17 protein-coding genes and 1 riboswitch are annotated in these 20,638 nt (G+C 72.5%); of the genes, 9 read left to right on the forward strand and 8 right to left on the reverse strand.

The window, feature by feature from the left end:
• Positions 1 to 148 precede the first annotated feature (148 nt).
• Positions 149 to 1,822, forward strand: coding sequence for a phenylacetic acid degradation protein PaaN (gene paaN / locus ACGFH8_RS21545; protein WP_393369715.1), 1,674 nt, complete (start codon positions 149 to 151; stop codon positions 1,820 to 1,822).
• Positions 1,823 to 2,717: 895 nt separating this feature from the next.
• Here the strand turns inward: paaN and ACGFH8_RS21550 are convergent.
• A complete protein-coding gene (locus ACGFH8_RS21550) occupies positions 2,718 to 3,248 on the reverse strand; it encodes a GNAT family N-acetyltransferase (protein ID WP_393369718.1) in 531 nt (176 codons plus the stop codon).
• A gap of 432 nt (positions 3,249 to 3,680) precedes the next feature.
• Here ACGFH8_RS21550 and ACGFH8_RS21555 point away from each other — a divergent pair, with 432 nt between their 5' ends.
• The 3 genes from ACGFH8_RS21555 (at position 3,681) to groL (ending at position 7,086) form a co-directional block, all read left to right on the forward strand.
• Positions 3,681 to 3,884: a cold-shock protein gene (locus ACGFH8_RS21555; protein WP_088950422.1), complete on the forward strand. Its 204-nt coding sequence runs from the start codon at positions 3,681 to 3,683 to the stop codon at positions 3,882 to 3,884.
• A gap of 95 nt (positions 3,885 to 3,979) precedes the next feature.
• Positions 3,980 to 5,191 carry a hypothetical protein gene (locus ACGFH8_RS21560; RefSeq protein ID WP_393369721.1) on the forward strand — a complete coding sequence of 404 codons (1,212 nt, stop codon included), beginning with the start codon at positions 3,980 to 3,982 and terminating at the stop codon, positions 5,189 to 5,191.
• Positions 5,192 to 5,463: 272 nt separating this feature from the next.
• On the forward strand, positions 5,464 to 7,086 hold the full coding sequence (gene groL / locus ACGFH8_RS21565; RefSeq protein WP_030490078.1) for a chaperonin GroEL: 1,623 nt from the start codon (positions 5,464 to 5,466) through the stop codon (positions 7,084 to 7,086).
• A 56-nt stretch (positions 7,087 to 7,142) separates the two neighbouring features.
• On the opposite strand, the gene ACGFH8_RS21570 is transcribed toward groL, so the two are convergent.
• The 3 genes from ACGFH8_RS21570 to ACGFH8_RS21580 all read right to left on the reverse strand — a co-directional run bounded on the left by ACGFH8_RS21570 (position 7,143) and on the right by ACGFH8_RS21580 (position 11,082).
• Complete coding sequence (locus ACGFH8_RS21570) at positions 7,143 to 7,391, reverse strand: hypothetical protein (RefSeq protein ID WP_393369724.1); 249 nt, start codon at positions 7,389 to 7,391, stop codon at positions 7,143 to 7,145.
• Between the two features lie 78 nt (positions 7,392 to 7,469).
• A complete protein-coding gene (locus ACGFH8_RS21575) occupies positions 7,470 to 8,408 on the reverse strand; it encodes a GNAT family N-acetyltransferase (RefSeq protein ID WP_393369726.1) in 939 nt (312 codons plus the stop codon).
• Between the two features lie 40 nt (positions 8,409 to 8,448).
• Positions 8,449 to 11,082 (reverse strand): S8 family serine peptidase, encoded by a 2,634-nt coding sequence (locus ACGFH8_RS21580; protein ID WP_393369729.1) that lies wholly within the window; start codon positions 11,080 to 11,082, stop codon positions 8,449 to 8,451.
• A 227-nt stretch (positions 11,083 to 11,309) separates the two neighbouring features.
• Between ACGFH8_RS21580 and ACGFH8_RS21585 the strand changes: the two genes are divergently transcribed.
• Positions 11,310 to 13,124 (forward strand): glycerol-3-phosphate dehydrogenase/oxidase, encoded by a 1,815-nt coding sequence (locus ACGFH8_RS21585; protein ID WP_393370451.1) that lies wholly within the window; start codon positions 11,310 to 11,312, stop codon positions 13,122 to 13,124.
• Positions 13,125 to 13,212: 88 nt separating this feature from the next.
• On the forward strand, positions 13,213 to 13,746 hold the full coding sequence (locus ACGFH8_RS21590; protein WP_393369731.1) for a hypothetical protein: 534 nt from the start codon (positions 13,213 to 13,215) through the stop codon (positions 13,744 to 13,746).
• Between the two features lie 12 nt (positions 13,747 to 13,758).
• Here the strand turns inward: ACGFH8_RS21590 and ACGFH8_RS21595 are convergent, their stop codons facing one another.
• Entirely contained in the window at positions 13,759 to 15,159 is a 1,401-nt protein-coding gene (locus ACGFH8_RS21595; RefSeq protein ID WP_393369734.1) for an FAD-binding oxidoreductase, read from the reverse strand.
• Positions 15,160 to 15,227: 68 nt separating this feature from the next.
• Between ACGFH8_RS21595 and ACGFH8_RS21600 the strand changes: the two genes are divergently transcribed.
• Entirely contained in the window at positions 15,228 to 15,518 is a 291-nt protein-coding gene (locus tag ACGFH8_RS21600; protein WP_357570832.1) for a DUF4031 domain-containing protein, read from the forward strand.
• On the opposite strand, the gene ACGFH8_RS21605 is transcribed toward ACGFH8_RS21600, so the two are convergent.
• Positions 15,484 to 16,146 carry a metal-dependent phosphohydrolase gene (locus ACGFH8_RS21605; RefSeq protein WP_393369737.1) on the reverse strand — a complete coding sequence of 221 codons (663 nt, stop codon included), beginning with the start codon at positions 16,144 to 16,146 and terminating at the stop codon, positions 15,484 to 15,486. The genes ACGFH8_RS21600 and ACGFH8_RS21605 overlap by 35 nt on opposite strands.
• 139 nt (positions 16,147 to 16,285) lie before the next feature.
• On the opposite strand from ACGFH8_RS21605, the gene ACGFH8_RS21610 reads away from it, so the two are divergent.
• A complete protein-coding gene (locus ACGFH8_RS21610) occupies positions 16,286 to 17,488 on the forward strand; it encodes an aromatic acid exporter family protein (protein WP_393370454.1) in 1,203 nt (400 codons plus the stop codon).
• A 16-nt stretch (positions 17,489 to 17,504) separates the two neighbouring features.
• Here the strand turns inward: ACGFH8_RS21610 and ACGFH8_RS21615 are convergent, their stop codons facing one another.
• The gene (locus ACGFH8_RS21615; protein WP_393369739.1) at positions 17,505 to 18,770 is read right to left on the reverse strand and encodes an aminotransferase class V-fold PLP-dependent enzyme; all 1,266 of its coding nucleotides are present in this window, start codon (positions 18,768 to 18,770) and stop codon (positions 17,505 to 17,507) included.
• A 46-nt stretch (positions 18,771 to 18,816) separates the two neighbouring features.
• Positions 18,817 to 18,937: riboswitch (SAM riboswitch) on the reverse strand.
• A gap of 23 nt (positions 18,938 to 18,960) precedes the next feature.
• Here ACGFH8_RS21615 and ACGFH8_RS21620 point away from each other — a divergent pair.
• Positions 18,961 to 20,442, forward strand: a complete 1,482-nt coding sequence (locus ACGFH8_RS21620; RefSeq protein ID WP_393369742.1) for a PrsW family intramembrane metalloprotease — start codon at positions 18,961 to 18,963, stop codon at positions 20,440 to 20,442.
• Positions 20,443 to 20,466: 24 nt separating this feature from the next.
• Here ACGFH8_RS21620 and ACGFH8_RS21625 read toward each other — a convergent pair whose 3' ends face one another.
• A complete protein-coding gene (locus ACGFH8_RS21625; RefSeq protein ID WP_357253742.1) occupies positions 20,467 to 20,634 on the reverse strand; it encodes a hypothetical protein in 168 nt (55 codons plus the stop codon).
• Positions 20,635 to 20,638 lie beyond the last annotated feature (4 nt).

The following is a 20,638-nucleotide window of genomic DNA, read 5'->3' on the forward strand; positions in this document are numbered from 1 at the left end:
GGCATTCGCGCTACTGCTCGCGGACCGGACTCGGGCATGAGTCGCTGTCGGGCATTCGCGCTACTGCTCGCGGACCTGACTCGGGCATGAGTCGCTGTCGGGCATTCGCGCTACTGCTCGCGGACCTGACTCGGGCATGATGGCGGGCATGACGGAGACCCCGCAGCCCCTGTACGACAGGCACGCCGACACCCTCAACCGTGCGCTGACCGCGATCACGGAGCGGGGCTACTGGTCCGCCTATCCCGAATCTCCCAGCCCCCGGGTGTACGGCGAGACCGCCGCCGCCGACGGCAAGGCCGCCTTCGAGGCGTACCTCGGTGGTGATTTTCCGCTCGACCAGCCGGGCGCTGGCGCTCGGGTCGCCACCGAGGCGAGCCCGTTCGGGGTGGAGCTGGCGGTGCGGTACCCGCATGCCGGCCCCGGTGAGTTGATCGAGGCCGCCTCCGCGGCGCTGCCGGCCTGGCGCGACGCCGGCCCGCAGGCCCGCGTGGGGGTCTGCCTGGAGATTCTCGACCGGTTGCACAAGCACATCTTCGAGCTGGCCAACGCGGTGCAGTTCACCAGCGGGCAGGCGTTCGTGATGGCCTTCCAGGCCGGCGGCGCGCACGCGCTGGACCGGGCGCTGGAGGCGCTGGCGTACGCGTACGCCGAGATGACCCGGCACCCGGCCACGGCCGGCTGGGAGAAGGCCGCCGGCAAGGGCGACCCGCTGCGGATGACCAAGACGTTCCACGTGGTGCCGCGTGGGGTGGCGCTGGTGATCGGGTGCAACACCTTCCCGACCTGGAACTCGTACCCCGGGCTGTTCGCCTCGTTGGTCACCGGCAACCCGGTGCTCGTCAAGCCGCACCCGCGCGCGGTGCTGCCGCTGGCGATCACCGTGAAGTACGCCCGGGAGGTGCTCGCCGAGGCCGGGTTCGACCCGAACCTGATCATGCTGGCGGCCGAGGCTCCCGGTGAGAAGCTCGCCAGCGACCTGGCCCTGCACCGCGCTGTGAAGATCGTCGACTTCACCGGTTCCACCGAGTACGGCGACTGGCTGGAGACGCACGCCCGGCAGGCGTCGGTCTACACCGAGAAGGCCGGCCTGAACACCGTCGTCATCGACTCCACCGACGACTTCGCCGGGATGTGTCGCAACCTCGGTTTCACGCTGACCCTGTACAGCGGTCAGATGTGCACCACCTCGCAGAACATCCTCATCCCCACCGGGGGCATCGAGACCGACCAGGGGCACAAGAGCTTCGACGAGGTGGCCGGCGGGATCGCCGCCGCGGTCGGCAAGCTCACCGCCGACCCGGCCCGAGGCGTCGAGCTGACCGGCGCCATCGTCAACGACGGGGTGCTGGAGCGGCTGGCCGAGGTGACAAAGGTCGGCGAGCCGGTGCTGGAGTCGCGGGCCGTGGCGCACCCGTCGTACGCCGACGCGGTGGTGCGTACCCCGACGATCGTGAAGCTGACCGCGGACGACACCGAGACGTACGGCCGGGAGTGGTTCGGGCCGATCTCGTTCGCCATCGCGACCGACTCCACCGCCCACAGCCTGGAGTTGCTGCGCCGCACCGTCGGCGAGAAGGGCGCGCTCACCGCCGGGGTCTACTCGACCGACGATGCGGTGTTGGACGCCACCGAGGCGGTCGCGGTCGAGGTCGGTGTGCATCTGTCCTGCAACCTCACCGGCGGGGTCTTCGTGAACCAGTCGGCGGCGTTCTCCGACTTCCACGGCAGTGGCGCCAACGCGGCGGCCAACGCCGCGCTCACCGACGGGGCGTACGTGGCGAATCGCTTCCGCATCGTGCAGTCGCGGCGGCACGCCTGATCTTTGGCTGCGGTCGGGGTGCTCCGGTCCCTCGCGGGGGTGGTGTTCCGTGCCTCGCGGGGTGGTGTTTCCCGTCCCTCGCGGTTGGGGTTTCCGGGGCAGCCCGACCCGCTCCGGGCGGTCAGGCTTGATCCCTGCGCGGGTCGGGCTGCCCCGGAAACCCTCGGTGGGCGCGGTGGGCGGCGGCGTGTCTGGCCCGGGGCACTGCCCTTGGTCATGATCGCGCTCGATCCACGAGTAGTGGCCTCCCAGCGGCTACATTCAGGTCAGGGTGTGTCTCGCGAGTTCGCGCCGATCTTGCAGTTTCGGTTGTCCATATAGGTGATATGCCCCTTGTGTCGGGACAGAAAGTGCAAGATCGCGGAGCGGGGGCAGTCCGAGCCTGGCAATCACCTAGTCGTGGTGCCGGTTTGGGGCTTTACGGGCGTTCTGTTGCAGGCCACAGCTTCGTGGTCGGCGAGGCGGCGCGGTTGACGAGCAATGGTTCCGCCTAGAGCAACGGTGTTGTCCTGGATTTCAACGTGGTTGCGGTGGCGCGCTGCGGCCGGCCAGGCACGACCTCGATCACCAACTGCCCCTCGGGCGAGGTGCACGAGTCGCCCCCTTTGCTCTGCACCCCAATAGGCGCCGGTCGCAGACCGTAGCCGTCGCGCCCGCGGGTGCAGAGCAAAGGACCCCCGACTACCCCCGGACAGGCAGAGCCGGCCCCGTCGACCGGCACCCCACGTACCTCTGGCCGACCACCCTGGGTCGAAGGACAAGACCACCCGGCACAACAGCATGATCAGCGAGAGAGTGCCCATTGACGAACAACCGCTCGCCCTAACGCAACGGCGTTGACATCCTGGTTCGAGCGCGATCATCGCGGCCCGGCCCAACGCGGTGGTTCTGCCGGTCAGGCCTTGCGCCGCATTTGTAGTTCGGTCAGGGCTGGGACGGTGGGGTGGGGGACGCGTACGCCCGTGTCGGTGAAGCCCAGCCGTTGGTAGGCGCGGTAGGCACGGTCGTTGCCGACCACCACCTCCAGCAGCAACTCCAGTCGGCCACAGGCGCGGGACCAGGCGGCCACCCCGTCGATCAGCTCGCCGAGCAGTCCGCTGCCCCGCCAGGCCGGCGTGACGTAGACGGCGTAGATCACGGTGAGCCCGGGTTCGTTGTGCGAGACCGTGCCACCGGCGTGCCCGACGAGCCGGCCACCCGGGTCGGCGATGAACTGCGCATTGCCGGGGCCGGCCGAGGTGTACGCGACCCGGGCGGTGAACTCGGTGTGCGGCCGAGCCGCCGCATCCGCCAGGGTCTCCAGGAAGGCCAACGGCGCGTCGGCGAGCATCTCCAGACGCAGTGCCCGCATCCGGGCGGCGTCCTCCGGCCGGACCCGGCGGATCTCCGCCTGCCGTAGGGCGGTCGCGCCCGTATCGGTGGTCATGCCCGCATGCCTACCACAGGGCCGGCGGCCGTCATGGCCGTCCCCGCTCCCGGTGGCCCAGCGTCACGGCCGTCCCCGCTCCCGGTGGCCCGGTGGCCCGGTGGCCCGGTGGCCCGGTGGTGCGGCGTCCGGCGGCCCGGTCCGCCCGCTGGCGCGGCGTCCGGTGGCGCGGCGGCGGGGCTTCCGGGAGCTGTGTCGGGCAATCGCCGACATGGATCCGGTGGATCGAGAAGTCGGCCGACAGGCGCAGTCCGATCGCCCCGGAATATGCCCGATTTGCGGCCGTGCGCGGCTGTCACTCCTCGTGTAGCGTGCGATTTCGGTCACCTTTTTCAATGGTCGCCATCGATCGCTGAGGGTGGTGGCCGGTGGGCGTCCGGCCATGCCGTGCGCCAGGTCAGGCAACGCCGCGCATAGTGAGGGAAGTGCACCGTGGCACAGGGCTCCGTGAAGTGGTTCAACGCCGAAAAGGGCTATGGATTCATTGCCGTCGACGGCGGTCAGGACGTGTTCGTTCACTTCTCCGCGATCGAGATGGACGGCTACAAGGCGCTGGACGACGGTCAGCGGGTGGAGTTCGAGATCGCCCAGGGTCAGAAGGGCCCGCAGGCCGAGCACGTACGCGTCATCGCCTGAGCTTTCCTCCTTGATCGGCTCCGCGCGTCGGGGCTGCGACACGGGCGCACAACCGGGAAGATCGTGGCCGTTCCAGCCAATGCTGAGGAGCGTTCATGACTGACCAGTGGCCCCCGCCCACCCCACCCTCCGGGCCGGGGGAGCCGGGTCCGTCCGATCCGACCGTGCCGACTGTGCCGTCCGATCCGACTGTGCCGTCCGATCCGACCGTGCCGTCCGATCCGACCGTGCCCTACGGCAGTTCCGGCGTGACTCCGGAGACGCCATCCGAGCTGCGGCCGGGCGTACCTCCGGTTGGCCCGCCGCCCGGCTGGGATCCGGCGCAGGGCGCCTGGGGTGCGCCGCCGCCGGGTTGGACGTTCCCGCCCACCGGCGGCTACCCGCCCGGCTCGGGTCCCTACGGTGCAGTGCCCTGGTATCCGGGGTCGCCGGTTGGCTGGTACCCGCCGGATTACGGATTCGACCCGAACGATCCCCTGGTCACTCCCCGCGGCGCCGGCCTGGCCGGCTGGTTCAACAGGTGTCTGGGAGCGTTGCGCCGCAGTTGGCGGCAGTTGGTGCCCATCATGCTGCTCACCCAGGTGTTGCCGGCGGCCGTGCTCGCGGTGATCGCCCTGGGCCTCGACCCGACCTCGAGATGGGAAGCCCAGGTCGGGGCGGACCCGAATCCCGTGCTGCCGGACACCTTCGGCGTCGATCTGGCGGGTCTCCTCGCGGTGGGGATCGGCGGCAGCCTGTTGCTCGGGCTGGTGCAGGCCATCGGGTGGGCCGCCGGCAGTTGGGTGATCACGCAGCAGGCGTCCGGTCAGCCGGGCAACCTGGAATCGGCGCTGCGGTACGGCGTCCGTCGGGCACTCGGGCTCTGGGGTTGGACCCTGTTGATCAGCTTGATCGCCGGCGTCGGTTTCTGTTGCTGCGTGCTGCCGGGTATCTATCTGACGTTCGCGCTGAGCATGGCCGGCCCGGTCTATCTCTTCGAACGCCGCGACCCCATCGGCCGGTCGTTCCGGATGTTCCACGACCGACTCGGCCTCCTGCTCGGTCGGGTGGCTCTGGTGGCCCTGGCGGTCATCGTCGTCAACGTGATCACCGGTGCCCTGGAGGGGGCGGGCACCCCCCTGTTCGGCACCGATCCCCTCAGGTCGCCGGGTACGGCCGCCGGGGTGGTGGCGGTGATCGGGGTCACCGCCGTGCTGGCGCTGCCCGCCCACCTTGCCCAGATGATCGGTCTGCTGGTGACGTACGCCGAGCAGCGAGCCCATGAGGCGCCGGTGAACACCGCTGGACTGGCCGCGGAACTCGGCTGAGCGGCCCCATCGTGCTTGCACTCGGCAGGGGAGAGTGCTAAACAAGTCATTGGCACTCGCATACCGTGAGTGCCAATGGTCGGGACGGTGGGGCCAGGTTGCACCGGCGTGGAGACGCCGGGGCGACACATGGCCGGTCGTCGCGGGCTATCCGGCCCGGCCGAAGGACGTCGTCGTCGCCAGGTGGCGACGTCCCAAGGTGCGTACACCAGGCGGCCCATCCGGGGCACACATCTCGGGTGGCCCGTGAGTGTCCAGGAGGACAACGCCGTATGGCCAAGATGATCGCGTTCGACGAAGAGGCGCGCCGCGGCCTCGAGCGGGGCATGAACCAGCTCGCCGACGCCGTAAAGGTGACCCTCGGCCCCAAGGGCCGCAACGTCGTGCTCGAGAAGAAGTGGGGTGCCCCCACCATCACCAACGATGGTGTGAGCATCGCCAAGGAGATCGAGCTCGAGGACCCGTACGAGAAGATCGGCGCTGAGCTGGTCAAGGAGGTCGCCAAGAAGACCGACGACGTTGCCGGTGACGGCACGACGACGGCGACCGTCCTGGCCCAGGCCCTGGTTCGCGAGGGCCTGCGTAACGTGGCCGCCGGCGCCAACCCGATGGCCCTGAAGCGGGGCATCGAGGCCGCGGTCGCGAGCGTCTCGGAGGAGCTGTCCAAGCTCGCCAAGGACGTCGAGACCAAGGAGCAGATCGCCTCCACCGCCTCCATCTCCGCTGGCGACAGCACCGTCGGCGAGATCATCGCCGAGGCGATGGACAAGGTCGGCAAGGAAGGCGTCATCACCGTCGAGGAGAGCAACACCTTCGGGCTGGAGCTGGAGCTCACCGAGGGTATGCGCTTCGACAAGGGCTACATCTCGGCCTACTTCATGACCGACCCGGAGCGTATGGAGGCCGTCTTCGACGACCCGTACATCCTGATCGCCAACAGCAAGATCTCGTCGGTGAAGGACCTGCTCCCGATCCTGGAGAAGGTCATGCAGTCGGGCAAGCCGCTGCTGATCATCGCCGAGGACCTGGAGGGCGAGGCCCTCGCCACCCTGGTGGTCAACAAGGTCCGTGGCACCTTCAAGTCGGTCGCCGTCAAGGCGCCGGGCTTCGGTGACCGCCGCAAGGCCATGCTGACCGACATCGCCATCCTCGCCGGTGGCCAGGTCATCAGCGAAGAGGTCGGCCTCAAGCTCGACGCCGCCAGCCTCGACATGCTGGGCCGCGCCCGCAAGGTCGTGGTGACCAAGGACGAGACCACGATCGTCGACGGTGCCGGTGACGCCGAGCAGATCCAGGGCCGGGTCAACCAGATCCGGGCCGAGATCGACAAGAGCGACTCCGACTACGACCGGGAGAAGCTGCAGGAGCGGCTGGCCAAGCTGGCCGGCGGCGTTGCGGTCATCAAGGTCGGCGCGGCCACCGAGGTCGAGCTCAAGGAGCGCAAGCACCGCATCGAGGACGCCGTTCGCAACGCGAAGGCCGCCGTCGAGGAGGGCATCGTCCCGGGTGGTGGCGTCGCGCTGGTGCAGGCCGGCAAGACCGCCTTCGACAAGCTCGACCTGGTCGGCGACGAGGCCACCGGTGCGAACATCGTCAAGGTGGCGCTGGACGCCCCGCTGCGGCAGATCGCCGTCAACGCCGGCCTCGAGGGCGGCGTCGTGGTGGAGAAGGTTCGTAACCTCGAAGCGGGTCACGGCCTCAACGCCGCCAACGGCGAGTACGTCGACCTGCTGGCCGCGGGCATCATCGACCCGGCCAAGGTGACGCGCTCGGCGCTGCAGAACGCCGCTTCCATCGCGGCGCTCTTCCTCACCACCGAGGCCGTTGTCGCGGACAAGCCGGAGAAGACCCCGGCTGCCCCGGCTGGCCCGGGTGGCGGGGACATGGACTTCTGAGTCCAGTTCCGACACCGAACGGGGCGGGCCGCTGACGCGGTCCGCCCCGTTCGTCGTCAGGTCGGCAGTGGGCGCTGGTTGCGCCGCTTCTGCGCCCGGCTGTACGGCGGAAGCAGTTGGATCGGCGCGTCCACCATCTCCCGTGGCTCCTCGACGACCGCCGACTCGTCGTCGGTGGTCATCTCGGCCAGTTGCTCGGCGTCGCCGTAGTCGAGCCGGTCGAACGGCAGTTGGCCGGGGAGTTCGCCGATCGGTTTCCAGGTGATCGGCGGGCCGTCCTCGGTCTGGTCGTCATCCGTGGTCATGGCTGCCTCCTCTACCAAAACGGTAGGGGGCGTCGATGGCCGACGCGGGCGAATGACTCAATACACTTTTTGCCCCGGTTACGCCGGCGGCAGGGCCCGCCGGTAGAGGAAGAAGACCCGCTCGATCCGGGCACCCGCGCTGCCGGAGTAGAACGGCACCGGCCCCACCCAGCCGATCTCCGCCCGGGTCAGCCCCGCCGCCCGCTGGTCGGCCAGGCAGCGCCGCAACAGGACACCACCGATGCCCGACCCCTCGGCGGCCGGCGCGGTGCCCATCGGCCCGAACCAACTCGGCCGGGACGACCCGTACGCGGCGAAGCCGAGCATCTCTCCGCCCCGCTCCGCGAGGTGACAACCGGCGCCGTCCCGCCCCACCGATCCGGCCAACTCGCCGTCCCAGGTGCCACCGAAGGTGGACCGGGCGAACGCGGTCAACGCCGGCAGGTCCGCCGGCTCCGCCCGGCGTACGGTGACGCCCTGATCGGCCAGCCGCCGCTCGGCCGCCTCGGTGGAGCGCAGTGCCGGCGACCCGTCGTACGACAGGTCCGCGGTCATGTTCCAGGCGGTCCGGTCCTGCTGGTAGCCCAGCGCGAGGGCGGCGCAGACCGCCGGGGTGTAGCGGACGTCGATGCCCGGCCACGCGTAGTACGGCGGGTTCCCGGCCAGCAGCACCTCCGTCGTGCCACGATCGGCCAGCACCCGCTCGGCCTGCCGCAGCAGTGCCCGGCCGACGCCCCGGCGACGGTGCTCCGGAAGGACCGCGACCAGGTCCACGTGCCCGGTACCCGGCTCGGTCGACGACACCGAGCAGAGCAGCACCCCGACCAGGTCCGCACCCCGGTACGCGCCCAGCCCCACCACCGGCCGGTCGGCGGCGGCGGCCCGGGGCCAGAGGACGTCCACGATTTCGGCCGCCTCGGCGGCGTCCTCGGGCAGGTCGAGGGCCTGCTCGCAGAGCCGCGCCACGGTGGTGGCCAGGTCGGGGGTCAGTTCGGTGACGGTGATCTCGGCGTCCATGGTCGCCGACCCTAGATCACCGGGCGCCGGTCCGCGTACCTCACCGCCGGGCGGCCTGCACGGCCGCGTAGGCGTCGACCTGGCCCGAGCCGGTGACGTTCGACGGGCCGCCGCAGGCGTCGGAGGGACTGTCGGAGCGATAGGTGGGCGTCGCCTCCGTCGCGGTGTCCCGCAGGATCTGCCGGGTGCGGTCCACGTCGCCGACGAGCGCCGGGTTCGCCGACCACATCAGCGCGACCACCCCCGCCACCTGCGGGGTCGCCATCGAGGTGCCGTCCAGCGCCGCGTACGTGCCGCCCGGCATCGCCGACACCACACCCACACCGGGGGCCAACACGTCCGGCTTACCCGCAGCCCCTGGCACCGGCCCGCGCGACGAGAACTCCGCGACCCGGCGTTGGTCGTCCACCGCGCCCACCGTCAGCACGTCGGCGTACGGCGCCGGCGGGTCGTCGATCGACGCGCACCACGGCCCGGTGTTGCCGGCGGCGGCGACCACGAAGATCCCGGCGGCGTCCAGCGCGGCGGTGGCCGGGCGCAGCACACCCCTGTCGCAACCCTCGATCGGCGGGCAGCCCCACGAGTTGGTGAGCACCTGCGGGGCACGCTCCGGACGACCGTCGGTGAACGGGTCGCCCCCGGCCGGGAAGGGCGCCAGCATGAACTGGAGACAGTCCAGGTAGTGCGCGGGGCTGCCCAGGTTGCGGTCCAGGTTGACGCAGCCCACCCACTGCGCGTCCGGTGCCACCCCGATGCCGTCCCGCCCGACTGCGCTGCCCACCGTGTGGGTGCCGTGCCCGCCCTGGTCGGTCGGGCTCCGGGTGCCGTCCCACGGGTCGTACCAGGAGTCGTCGCCGCCACGGAAACCGGCGCGCAGGGCCGGGTGGGTGCCGTCCACACCCGAGTCGGAGCTGCCGACCACGATGCCGGTGCCGGTCACCCCGAGCTGGGACCACACCCGGTCGGCGCCGATCTGGAGGATGTTCCACTCCGGGCCGGTGGGCTTTGGCGCGCTGCCCCGGTTCTGCCCGGCCGGGGCCGGCAGCGGGCGCAGGCGCTGACTGACAAGTACCCGGGCCACCTCCGGCCGGCGGGCGAGCCAGGCCCGCACCGCCGGGCCGCCGTCCACCTCGACCGCGTTGACCAGGTAGTACGACACCGGGTCGAGTCGCAGACGGTTCAGCCCCCGCAGCAGGTCGGCCTGGCTTTGCTCGGCGGTCGTCACCAGCCGCCGGTAGACCTCCGCCGCGCGGACGTCCCGCCCGGCCCGACCCGGCTGCCCGGCCGGCAGTCCGGTCAGGTCGGCCTGTGCGCGCAGCACCACGAACAGCCGCTCGCCGTAGAGGCCGGGCTGGCCGGGGCCCAGGTCGACCACGCCGAACGCCACCAGCAGCACCACGGCCGCCACCGCCGCGACCCGACGGCTCGGGGTGCGTGCCGTCGGTCGGGCGAGCAGCACCGCGTACCCGATGGCGACCAGGACCGCGACGGCGAGCCCGACGCCGGCGGCGGCCGCCACCCAGAACGGGACGTCGCGGGTGCCGACCAGCAGCAGAGTGATCTCCTCCGGGTCGGTGAAGGCCAGCGGGCCGAGCACGGCCAGGCCCACCAGCCAGCCGGTCGCCGATCGGCCGGCGCGCGCCGCGTCGGCGGGGTCGGCGGTGGGCCGCCACGTCGCGGCCCAGAGCGCGGCCAGGGCGAAACCCGCAGGTGGCAGGGTCAACAGTGCGGGCAACTGCGCGCCGGATTGGCCGGTACCGGCCGCGATCAGCAGCAGCGCCACCCCGGCGACCAGGCCGCCGACCACCACCAGCCGAGCCGGCCGGGGCGGTCGGCCGACCGCGAACCGGGACCAGAAGGTGGCGTCGAGCAGGGTCGCGGCCAGCACCCCGAGCACGGCCGCCGCCAGCAGCGCGAGCGCCGTCTCCAGCAGGCCACCGAGCGCACCCAACCAGGCCCACGGCAGCAGCAGGGCAACCCCGGCAGCGACCGCGAGCAGCGGCACCGCGCCGAGCCGCCGTGACCACCTGACCGGCTCCGCGTTCCCGGTGGCCCCGGGCCGCGTGACGTCGCGGTCTCCGGTGGCCTCGGGACGGGCCGGGTCGCGGTCTCCGGTGGCCTCGGGCCGGGCCGGGTCGCGGTCTCCGGTCACTTCGGGCCGGGTGGCGTCGCGGCTTCCGGCGGTCCCGGGCCGCGCGGGGTCGCCGTCGTCGGTGGGCGCCGGGCCGCCGACAGCGCCGGCCGCTGCGGGGTACGCCCACCGGCGCGCCGACCGACGCACGGCGAGCGCGCCGAGCAATGCGACACCGGCCAGCGCGGCGAGGTACGCCTCGTGGTGCACCGGCGGCACGACCCGCAGCACTGTGAGCACCCCGAGGACGAGTGCGGCGGTCAGCCAGCGCCGCCCGATGGCCCGGACCGTCGTGGAGCGGGGCAGCATGGCCAGCAGCAGGGCGGGTGTGCCCACCAGCACGACGGTGGCCAGGCCGAGCACCGGCCAGAGCCAGCCGACCCGGTCCCGCCCGAACCCCAGCAGCAACTGATCGGTCAGCCAGCCACCGGTCTGGGTGGCCACGGTGACCGCGACCGTCCAGCAGCCGACGAACACGGCCGCGACCACCGGCCATGGGGAACTGCGGTCGCTGACTCCGGGGTACGCGGGGTGACCGTGCATCCGAGAACCTTACGACCACGATGAACGGTTCCCGCTCCGCGTCGACGTGCCGTGCGGTGATCAAGTGATGAGAAATAGGTCTGGAGCGCCGCTGACACCTACTTTTCATCACCTGATCGAGGAGTGGGAGCGGCGGCTGGAACTGATCATCGAACCGGGCGACGGCCGGGCGGCGAATGTCGACACGGTGGCATGGCGGTTACGGTGGACGGGTGCGTGACCCCAATATCTCCCGATCCGTCGCCGGTCAGCTCTCGCCGGTCCGCCGTGCGTCCGACCTGCGGCGGCTGCGCGCCGAGCGCTTCGACGTGCTGGTCATTGGTGGCGGGGTGACCGGTGCGGGGGCCGCCCTGGACGCGGCGTCCCGGGGCCTGAAGGTGGCGCTGGTCGAGGCGCGTGACCTAGCCGCCGGCACCTCCAGCCGGTCCAGCAAGCTCATCCACGGTGGCCTGCGCTACCTGGAGCAGTTGGAGTTCCACCTGGTCCACGAGGCGCTCACCGAGCGCGGGCTGCTGGCCACCCGGCTCGCGCCGCACCTGGTACGCCCGGTGCCGATCATGGTGCCGCTGCCGGCCGGGCGGGGCCTGCGGGACCTGCCGGCCCGGATCCTCCGCCGCTCGTACTACGGCGCGGGGGTGGCCGCCTACGACGCCTTCGCCGGGATCTTCGGCGGCGGCCGCGGCATGCCCCTGCACCGGCACCTGACCCGGGAGGGCGCACGGCGGATCTTCCCGAGTCTGCGGCCCGACGCGCTCGCCGGGGCGATCCGCTACTACGACGGGCAGGTCGACGACGCCCGGTTGGTGGTCACGCTGGCCCGTACCGCGGCCAGCCTCGGCGCCACGGTGGTGAGCAGCGCGCGCGCCGTCGGGCTGATCCGGCAGGCGCGTGAGGTGACCGGCGTACGCGTGCGCGACCTGGAGGCGCCGCAGGGCTCGCCGGACGCGGAGTTCGAGGTGTACGCCCGTACCGTCATCGCCGCCACCGGGGTGTGGAGCGACGACATGTCGCGGATGCTCAACGACGTGGGCCTGCGGCCCGGCGTCCGGGTGCGTGCCTCCAAGGGGGTGCACCTGGTGGTGCCCCGCTCGGCGATCACCGGCGAGACGGGGCTCATCCTGCGGACGGCGAAGTCGGTGCTCTTCGTCATCCCGTGGGGCGGGCACTGGATCATCGGCACGACGGACACCGACTGGCGGCTGGACCGGTCCCACCCGGCCGCCTCGGCCCGCGACATCGACTACCTGCTGGAACAGGTCAACACGGTGCTGGACCGGCCGTTGACCACGGACGACATCGAGGGGGTGTACGCCGGGCTGCGCCCGTTGCTGGCCGGCGAGGCCGACTCGACCTCGAAGCTCTCCCGTGAGCACGCGGTCTTCGAGCCGATGCTCGGGCTGCTGCTGGTGGCCGGTGGCAAGTACACGACGTACCGGGTGATGGCGTCCGACGTGGTCGACCGGGCCGCCCGCCGGCTCGGCGGCACCCGCCCGTCGCGTACGGCCGATCTGCCGTTGCTCGGTGCGGACGGTTACCCGGCGATGTGGCGGGACCGGGCCGACCTGGCCCGCCGGCACGGTGTGCCGGTGGGCGTGGTGGAGCATCTGCTGGAGCGGTACGGCACCCTCACCCTGGACCTGTTGGCGCTCATCGACGCCGATCCGCTGCTCGCGTCTCCGCTGGCCGGTGCGCCGGAGTACCTGACGGCGGAGGTCGCCTACGCGGCGCGGGCCGAGGGTGCGCTGCACCTGGAGGACGTGCTGACCCGGCGGACCCGGATCTCGTTCGAGACCAGCCACCGGGGGTTGGAGTCGGCGGAGCACACCGCCGAGTTGATGGGCGCGGTGCTCGGCTGGGACGCGGCGACTCGGGCCCGGGAGGTCGAGCACTACCGCGCCCGGGTGGAGGCGGAGCGGCAGTCGCAGTTGATGCCTGACGACGCGGCGGCGGACGCGGCCCGGCTCGGCGCTCCGGACGTCAGGGGTTTCGCGGCCGACCGGGGCGGCGACGATCAGGCCGAGCTGCGGCCGTCCGCTAGGTGACGAATTGTAACGTTACCGATGGGTAACCATCGATACCGGCCCGGATGGTGGTTTCGAACGCTACCTACGGTGGGGTAGGTTTCCGCGCGTGCTTCTCCGCGCGCACCCTCGTCTCCTTCTACCGGTCCTCGCCGCCGTCGTCGTTGGTGCCCTGACCGGATGCTCGCTGTTCGACCGGGAGCCGCGCGGCAATCCGGCGGCACAACCGTCCGCCTCGGCCGGTGGCGGCGCGCAGTTGGAGATCCCCACCACGGTCGCCGTCGGCCAGGTCAGCCTGATTCAGCGGCTCGGCGAGGACGGCCCACTGCGCACCCTGAGCGTCGAACGCGACGGCGCCTGGCAGTGCCTCGACTGCGCCGGTGACGGGGTCACCTCCCGGGGCACCCTCGCCCCGGAGCTGACCGAACGGCTCCAGGTGCTGCTGGCCAACCCGGCACTAGCCGACGAGACCGACCAGGCCCGGAGATACCGCAGCACCTGCATCGACGCGCTCACGTCCAGCCTGCTCACCTCGACCGGGCTGATCACCTCACAGGACTGCCCGGGTGAGGAGCGCACGCCGGTCGCCGGGGAGATCCTGCTGCTGCTCACCCAGGCGACCCCGGCCGAGGTCAAGGGCTGACGCCACACCAGCTCAGAGCACCTTGCCCGGGTTGAGCAGACCAGCCGGGTCCAGCGCCGACTTGATCGCCTGGTGTACCCGGACGCCGACCGGCCCGATCTCCCGAGCCAGCCAGTCCCGCTTGAGCAGCCCCACCCCGTGCTCGCCGGTGCAGGTGCCGCCCAGGTCCAGACCGAGGCGCATGATCTCGTCGAAGGCCCGCCGGCCCCGCTCCACGCTCACCGGGTCGGCCCGGTCGACCACGATGTTCGGGTGCATGTTGCCGTCCCCGGCGTGCCCCACCACGCCGATCGGCACCTCGCACTCCACGGCGATCCGGGCCACCCCGTCCAGCAGCGCGGCGAGCGAGCCGCGCGGCACCGCCACGTCGTCGATCACCAGACCGCCGTTGCCGCCCGGGTAGGCGTCGGCCGCGAACTTCTCCATCGCCGGGTGGGCCAGCCGCCGGGCCTGCAACAGCGCCGCGGCCTCCACCGCGTCGGTGGCCGCGTACACCTCGTCGGCGCCGGCCGCCGCGCACACCTCGGCCAGGGCGGCCAGGTCGTCGGCTGCCCGGCTGCCGGTGTCCGCGGCGGCCAGCAGCAGGGCCTGCGCGTCGGTCCGCAGCCCCATCGGCTGGTACGCCTCGATCGCCCGCAGGTGGGTCTGGTCCAGCAGTTCCAGCAGGCTGGGGGTGAGCCCACGGGCCGCGATCTCGGCCACCGCCGCGCCGGCCGCCGCAGTGGAGCCGAAGACCGCCACCAGGGTCAACGACTCGGCCGGGGCCGGTCGCAGCGCCACGGTCACCTCGGTGATCACCCCGAGGGTGCCCTCCGAGCCGACGAAGAGCCGGGTCAGGTCGTAGCCGGCCACCCCCTTGGCCGTCCGCCGGCCGGTGCGCAGCACCTCACCCGAGGCGAGCACCACCTCGAGGCCAAGCACGTACTCGGTGGTCACCCCGTACTTCACGCAGCACATGCCGCCCGCGTTCGTGGCCACGTTGCCGCCGATCGTGGACGACTCCCAGGAGCCGGGGTCGGGTGGGTACCAGAGCCCCTGCTTGGCCACCGCTCCGGCGAGCGCCGCGTTGACCACCCCCGGCTGGACCACAGCGATCCGGCTCACCGGGTCGATCTCCCGGATCTCGTCCATCGCGACGGTGCTCAGCACCACCGCGCCGTCCACCGCGTTCGCCGCGCCGGCCAGCCCCGTCCGCGCGCCCTGCGGCACCACGGGTACGCCGTGTCGCGCCGCCGCCCGGACCACCGCGACCACCTGTTCGGTGCTGCGCGGACGGGTCACCACGAGCGGGGTGCCGGCCGCGCACAGGTCCGCCTCGTCCCGCTCGTGCATGCGCAGCAGGTCCGGGTCGGTGAGCACGGCGTCGGCACCGAGCGCGGCGCGGAGATCGTCCAGGAGCGTGGTGGGGGCCATGAAACCGAGGCTAGGTCGCCGGCAGCCGATCATCAACGTGATCAACTACGCGGGATAGCTTGGACGTCATGCTCTACCTGGACCGGCCGGCCTGGCCGTGGCGCGGGCGGCTCTGGTCACACCTGATCAGCGACGTCTCGTACGCCGAGCTGCACGCCTTCGCCGAGACGCTCGGCGCGCCCCGGCGCGGCTTCGACCGGGACCACTACGACATCCCCGCCGACCGGTTCGCGGCGGCGGTGTGGCTCGGCGCCCAGGTGGTGCCGAGCCGGGAGCTGGTCCGGTTGCTCCGCGCCGCCGACCTGCGCCGCCCGAAACACCTGGTCAGCCCTCGCCCGTCGGCGGCACCGCAGCGGTGAGCGTGGCCAGTTCGCGGCGCACGTTGCCCCGGGCCGGCTCCTCCCAGCGGGCCGCCAGCGGCGGCAGCCGGAACAGCGCGGGCAGCGCCAGCAGGCCGGCCAGCACCGCCGCCCGTCCAGCCCGGAAGGCCGGCTCCGGCACGTGCGCGTACTCCCGTCGGATCGCCGTCGCGTACCTGTCGTACGCCGCCGGGGGCGCGGCCAGCACGGCGAGGTCCGCGTCGCAGAGCAGTGCGCCGTCCCGGTCGTCCGGACCCACCACGTGGCCGGCGGTGAGCAGCACCAACCGGCGTACCTCCGCCGCCGTGGCCACCGGCACCCCGAGCCCGCTGAGCACGCTCTCGGCCAGCGCGGCGCTGTCCTGTTCGTTGGCGTCACCCGTGGCCCGCGGGTCGTAGACCGCGTCGTGCCACCAGGCCGCCAGCCGGACCAGGTCGGGTCGGTCGGCCAGCTCGGCGTGCCTGTCCACCACGTCGAGCACAGCCGTCAGGTGAGCGACCGTGTGGTACTGCCGGTGCGGCTCCTGCCACCTCTCGAGCAGCAGTTCCCCGGCCCGGGTCCACCCCGCACCCGGCTTCGCACCAGCACCCCGGGCTGCCGCCCGCCACCGCTTGAGCAGATCGGCCACCGGCCGAGTCTGCCGCATCCGGGCACGGCGCGCGACGCGGAAGGATTCAGCCGGCCCGTCCCGGGTAGTCGCGCCCATGGCCGTGGCCCGGGACAAGCGACCACCAATGGTGCGACGTACCGCGCTGCGCGACGGGCTGGTGGACGTCGACGGCGCACGGATCGCCGAGGCCACCGAGCAACTGCGCGATCGGGGCCGGGCCACCCTGCACGACCGGCTGCACCGGGTGCGGATGGCCGGCGGCCTGGCCGTGCAGGCGGGGCTGGCCGCCGGGCTGGCGTACCTGATCTCGCACAAGGTGCTCGGCAACCCGCAACCGGTCTTCGCGCCGATCTCCGCGGTCGGCACCCTCGCCGCGTCGGTAGGTCAGCGGTTCCGCCGGACCATCGAGCTGATCGTCGGGGTGGGGATCGGGGTGGCCATCGGCGACTTCCTGATCTATTTGCTCGGCACCGGGGCCTGGCAGCTCGGCCTGGTGGTCACCGTCGCGATCCTGTTCACGATCTTCGCCGGGGCGAGCGTCGCCATCGTCATCCAGGCGGCGGCCACGGCGGTGCTGATCGTGACGCTGAGCCCGTCCACCCAGAATCTGGAGATCCCGCGCTTCGTGGACGCCTTCCTCGGTGGTGGAGTCGCGCTCCTGGTGACCGCCGTGCTGCTGCCGCTGAACCCGCTCCGGGTGATCAACCGGGCCGCCCGGCCAGCGCTGGACCTGCTCGCCGCCCAGCTCGACGCCACCGCGGACGGGTTACGCGGCCGGGACCGCGCCACCGTCCAGCGGGCCCTGGACCGGCTGCGCAACAACAAGGAGGAACTGGCCACGTTGGCCGAGGCGATCGAGGGGGCGAAGGAGACCGCCACCCTCTCCCCGGCCCGCTGGCACCGCCGCAGCGAACTGATCCACTACGCGGAGGCGGCCGACCCGATCGACCGGGCGATGCGCAACACCGGCACGCTGATCCGTCGGTCCGTCACGTTGATCGAGGACGAGGAGCCGGTGCCCGATCCGATGCCGGACGCGATCGGCCACCTCGCCGAGTCGGTCCGGCTGCTCAAACACGAGTTCGCCGCCGGTGAGGAACCGGAGAAGGCCCGGGAACGGTCGTTGCGTGCCGTCAGCGAGGCCGGCCGGGCGTACGGCGCCGGCGTCGGCTTCTCCGGCAGTGTGGTCGTCGCCCAGATCCGGACCACCGCCAGCGACCTGCTGGTGGCCTCCGGGATCGAGCAGGAGGAGGCGAACCGGTGGATCCGCACCGCCTTCGGGGAGCAGGAGCGCCCGATGGGTGAATCGGCCGAACCGGGCGAGGCGCCGAAACCGCCGACCGCCCCGCCCGTCGGCTGACCGTTTACCGCGCGCCTCAACCCAGCTCGGCGAGCGCGGCGAGCAACCGGTCCACCTGCTCGACGGTGCTGCCCAGGCCGATGCTGGCGCGCAACGCCGTGGGCGGCAGGTCCCGTCGGCCGGTACGCCCCGCCGCCTCGGCGAGCAGCCGCCGGGCCAGCGGGTGGGCACAGAACAACCCGTCGCGTACGCCGATCCGGTGCGCGGTGGCCAGCCGCGCGGCCACGTCGGCGGAGTCCCAGCCGGCGACCACGAACGAGACGATGCCCACCCGGGGCGCGTCCGGGCCGAAGGTGCGCAGCTCCACCACGTGCGGCAGCGCCTCGATGCCGGTGCGCAGTCGCGCCAGCAGCGCCTGCTCGCGGGCGGCCAGCGCGACCCGGTCGGCCGCGCCGAGCGCCGCGCACACGGCCGCCAGCGCGACCGCGCCGAGCAGATTCGGGGTGCCACCCTCGTGTCGGGCCGGACCGCTTGCCCAGGTCACGTCGTGGGTGGCCGGGCCGACGTGGCTGGTGGCGCCCCCACCCGCCAGGTACGGCGGAGCGGCGTCCAGCCAGTCCGCCCGGCCGATCAGCACACCCGCACCGAACGGCGCGTACAGCTTGTGACCGGACACGGCCAGGTAGTCGACGTCGAGCGCGAGCATGTCGACCGGGGCGTGCGGGGCGAGCTGCGCGGCATCGAGCACGATCCGGGCACCGTGCCGGTGTGCCACCCGGGCCAACTCGGCGACCGGCCACCGCTCACCTGTCACATTGCTCGCACCGGTCACCGCGACCAGCACCGGCAGCGCCGGGTTGCTGCCCCGGCGCAGCTCGGTGAGGGCGGCGGCGAGGTCGCGTACCGCCCCGGCGGGATCGGCGGGGACGGGCAGCCGTACCGAACCGCGTGGCCAGGGCAGCAGGTTGGCGTGGTGCTCGCCCGCGAAGGTGACCACAGTGGTGCCGGCCGGCAGCGACCGCGCCAGCAGGTTGAGCGCGTCGGTGGTGTTGCGGGTGAAGATCACGTGATCGTCGGCGCGGACGCCGAAGAAGTCGCCCACCGTCTGCCGGGCCTGCTCGTACGCGAGGGTGCAGCGCCGCGACAGCGCGCCCGCGCCGCGGTGCACGCTCGCGTACCAGGGCAGTAGCTCGGACACCGCGTCGGCGGCGGCCCGCGCGCACGGTGCGGTCGCCGCGTAGTCCAGGTTGATCTCACCTGGCACGCCGAGGACGTCGAGCGGCACCGACGCGGGCGCGACGGTGGGCAGGGTGGGCAGCGAGGGAACGAGGGTGACGGGCACGCCGGAACCTCCGGGGTCAGGGACCCCGGGTGCGGCATCGGGACGGGGTCCGCGCTTGCCCAGCACACCGATCGGGCTGGGCCCGGTCATCACCCGGGGCACCCCACCGCGAACTCGACGAGGGTTGCCGGCCAGCAAGCCGGGGCTGAACGCTGGCACTCGTGACCTCCCGGCAGCATAGCGGCAACCGATGCGACCGGACCAGCCGGCGGCGGATGGCTACGCTGACCGCATGGCCGACACCCCGCCCGGTACGCCCCTGCCGCCGTCGCCCGCGCCCGCGGCCCCGTCCGTCGGCCAGGCGCCCCGGATGCCGCTGCGCCGGCTCGGTTGGCGGCGGTTCCTGGCGTTGGCCGCGGTGGTGCTGCTCATCGCCGCCTGCGCGGTGTACATGGTCTTCACGCTCGGCCGGTCGCTCGGCGTCCAGGCCCTGGTGATCGGGGTGGCCGCCGCCATCCTGCCGGTGCCGGTGCTCGTCGCCTGCTTCCTCTGGCTGGACCGGTACGAACCCGAGCCGCTGAAATATCTGATCTTCTGCTTCGCCTGGGGAGCGTTCGTCTCCACCGCCGCCTCGCTCACGGTCAACGACTTCGCCGCCGGGCTGTTCGCCGACTGGGGGCTGCCCGACGCGCTCACCGGCGTGCTGGTGGCGCCGTTCATCGAGGAGCTGACCAAGGCGCTGGGCCCGATCCTGCTGCTGGTGTTCCGCCGGCGGGAGTGGTCCGGGATCACCGACGGCCTGGTCTACTGCGGGTTGTCCGCGGTCGGCTTCGCGATGGTGGAGAACATCCTCTACCTGGGCGGTCTGGGCTACGCGTCCGGAGCCGACCGGTACGGCCCGGTGACCGGCATCAACCAGGTCATCGGGATCTTCATCCTGCGGATCCTGCTGTTCGGGTTCGCCCACCCGCTCTTCACCTCGATGACAGGTGTGGGGCTCGGCATCGCGGCCCGGACGGCGGACCGCCGGGTCCGGGTTCTCGCCCCGATCGGCGGGCTGCTGCTGGCGATGATGTTGCACGGCACGTGGAACCTGCTGCCCACGCTGACCCAGGCCACCGGCGAGGCGGTGATCATGCTGTACGGCTTCCTGGGCCTGATGGTGCCTGTCTTCTTCGGCATGGTGGGTCTCGCGGTGTGGCTGCGCGCCTGGGAGGGGAGGCTCACCGAGCGGACCCTGCCGGACTACGTACGCGCCGGTTGGCTGAGCCCACCCGAGGTGGCCGCGCTGAGCAGTCTCGGCCGGCGGCACGCGGCCCGCAGTTGGGCGCGGCGGGTGGCCGGCGACGCCGGGGTGCGGGCGATGCGCGGCTACCAGTCCGCGGCCACCCGACTGGCCCTGCTGCGCGACGGCTCGCTGCGTGGCCTGGACCGCAAGCCCGCCGACCAGGAACGGACCGCGCGGGAGGAACGGGAGTTGCTGGACGCGATCGGTGCGTACCGGTCGTTCTTCGTCGGCCGCGACCCGCAGGCCCCGACGGGGATCTGGGACGGCAGCCGCTACCACCTGCGTTTCCCGGACGGCACCCAGCGTCCGGTGGACGCCCCGGACGAGCCGGTGGTGCCGATCCCGGTGGTGCTGGCCCCCGCGCCACCGCCTCCGGTGGGCTATGGCCCGCCCGGCTGGGCCGGTCCGCGCTCGGCGCCGCCGTGGCCGCCGGGTCACCCCTGACGGCAGGCGCCCCGGCCGGCGGTCTCAGGTCATCAGGGAGGTGAGGAAGTCACCGAAGCCCTGGAACATCGCCATCAGCGCGCCCCCGATGGCCTTGAAGATCTGCGCGGCACCGTCCGGCCGGAAGGCCATGAAGTAGATCAGGAACGCGACACTGCCCCAGGTCAACAGCTTCTTCACGAATACTGGCATCGTC

Source organism: Micromonospora sp. NPDC049175 (genome assembly GCF_043197345.1).
In the GTDB taxonomy this organism is placed as follows: Bacteria; Actinomycetota; Actinomycetes; order Mycobacteriales; family Micromonosporaceae; genus Micromonospora.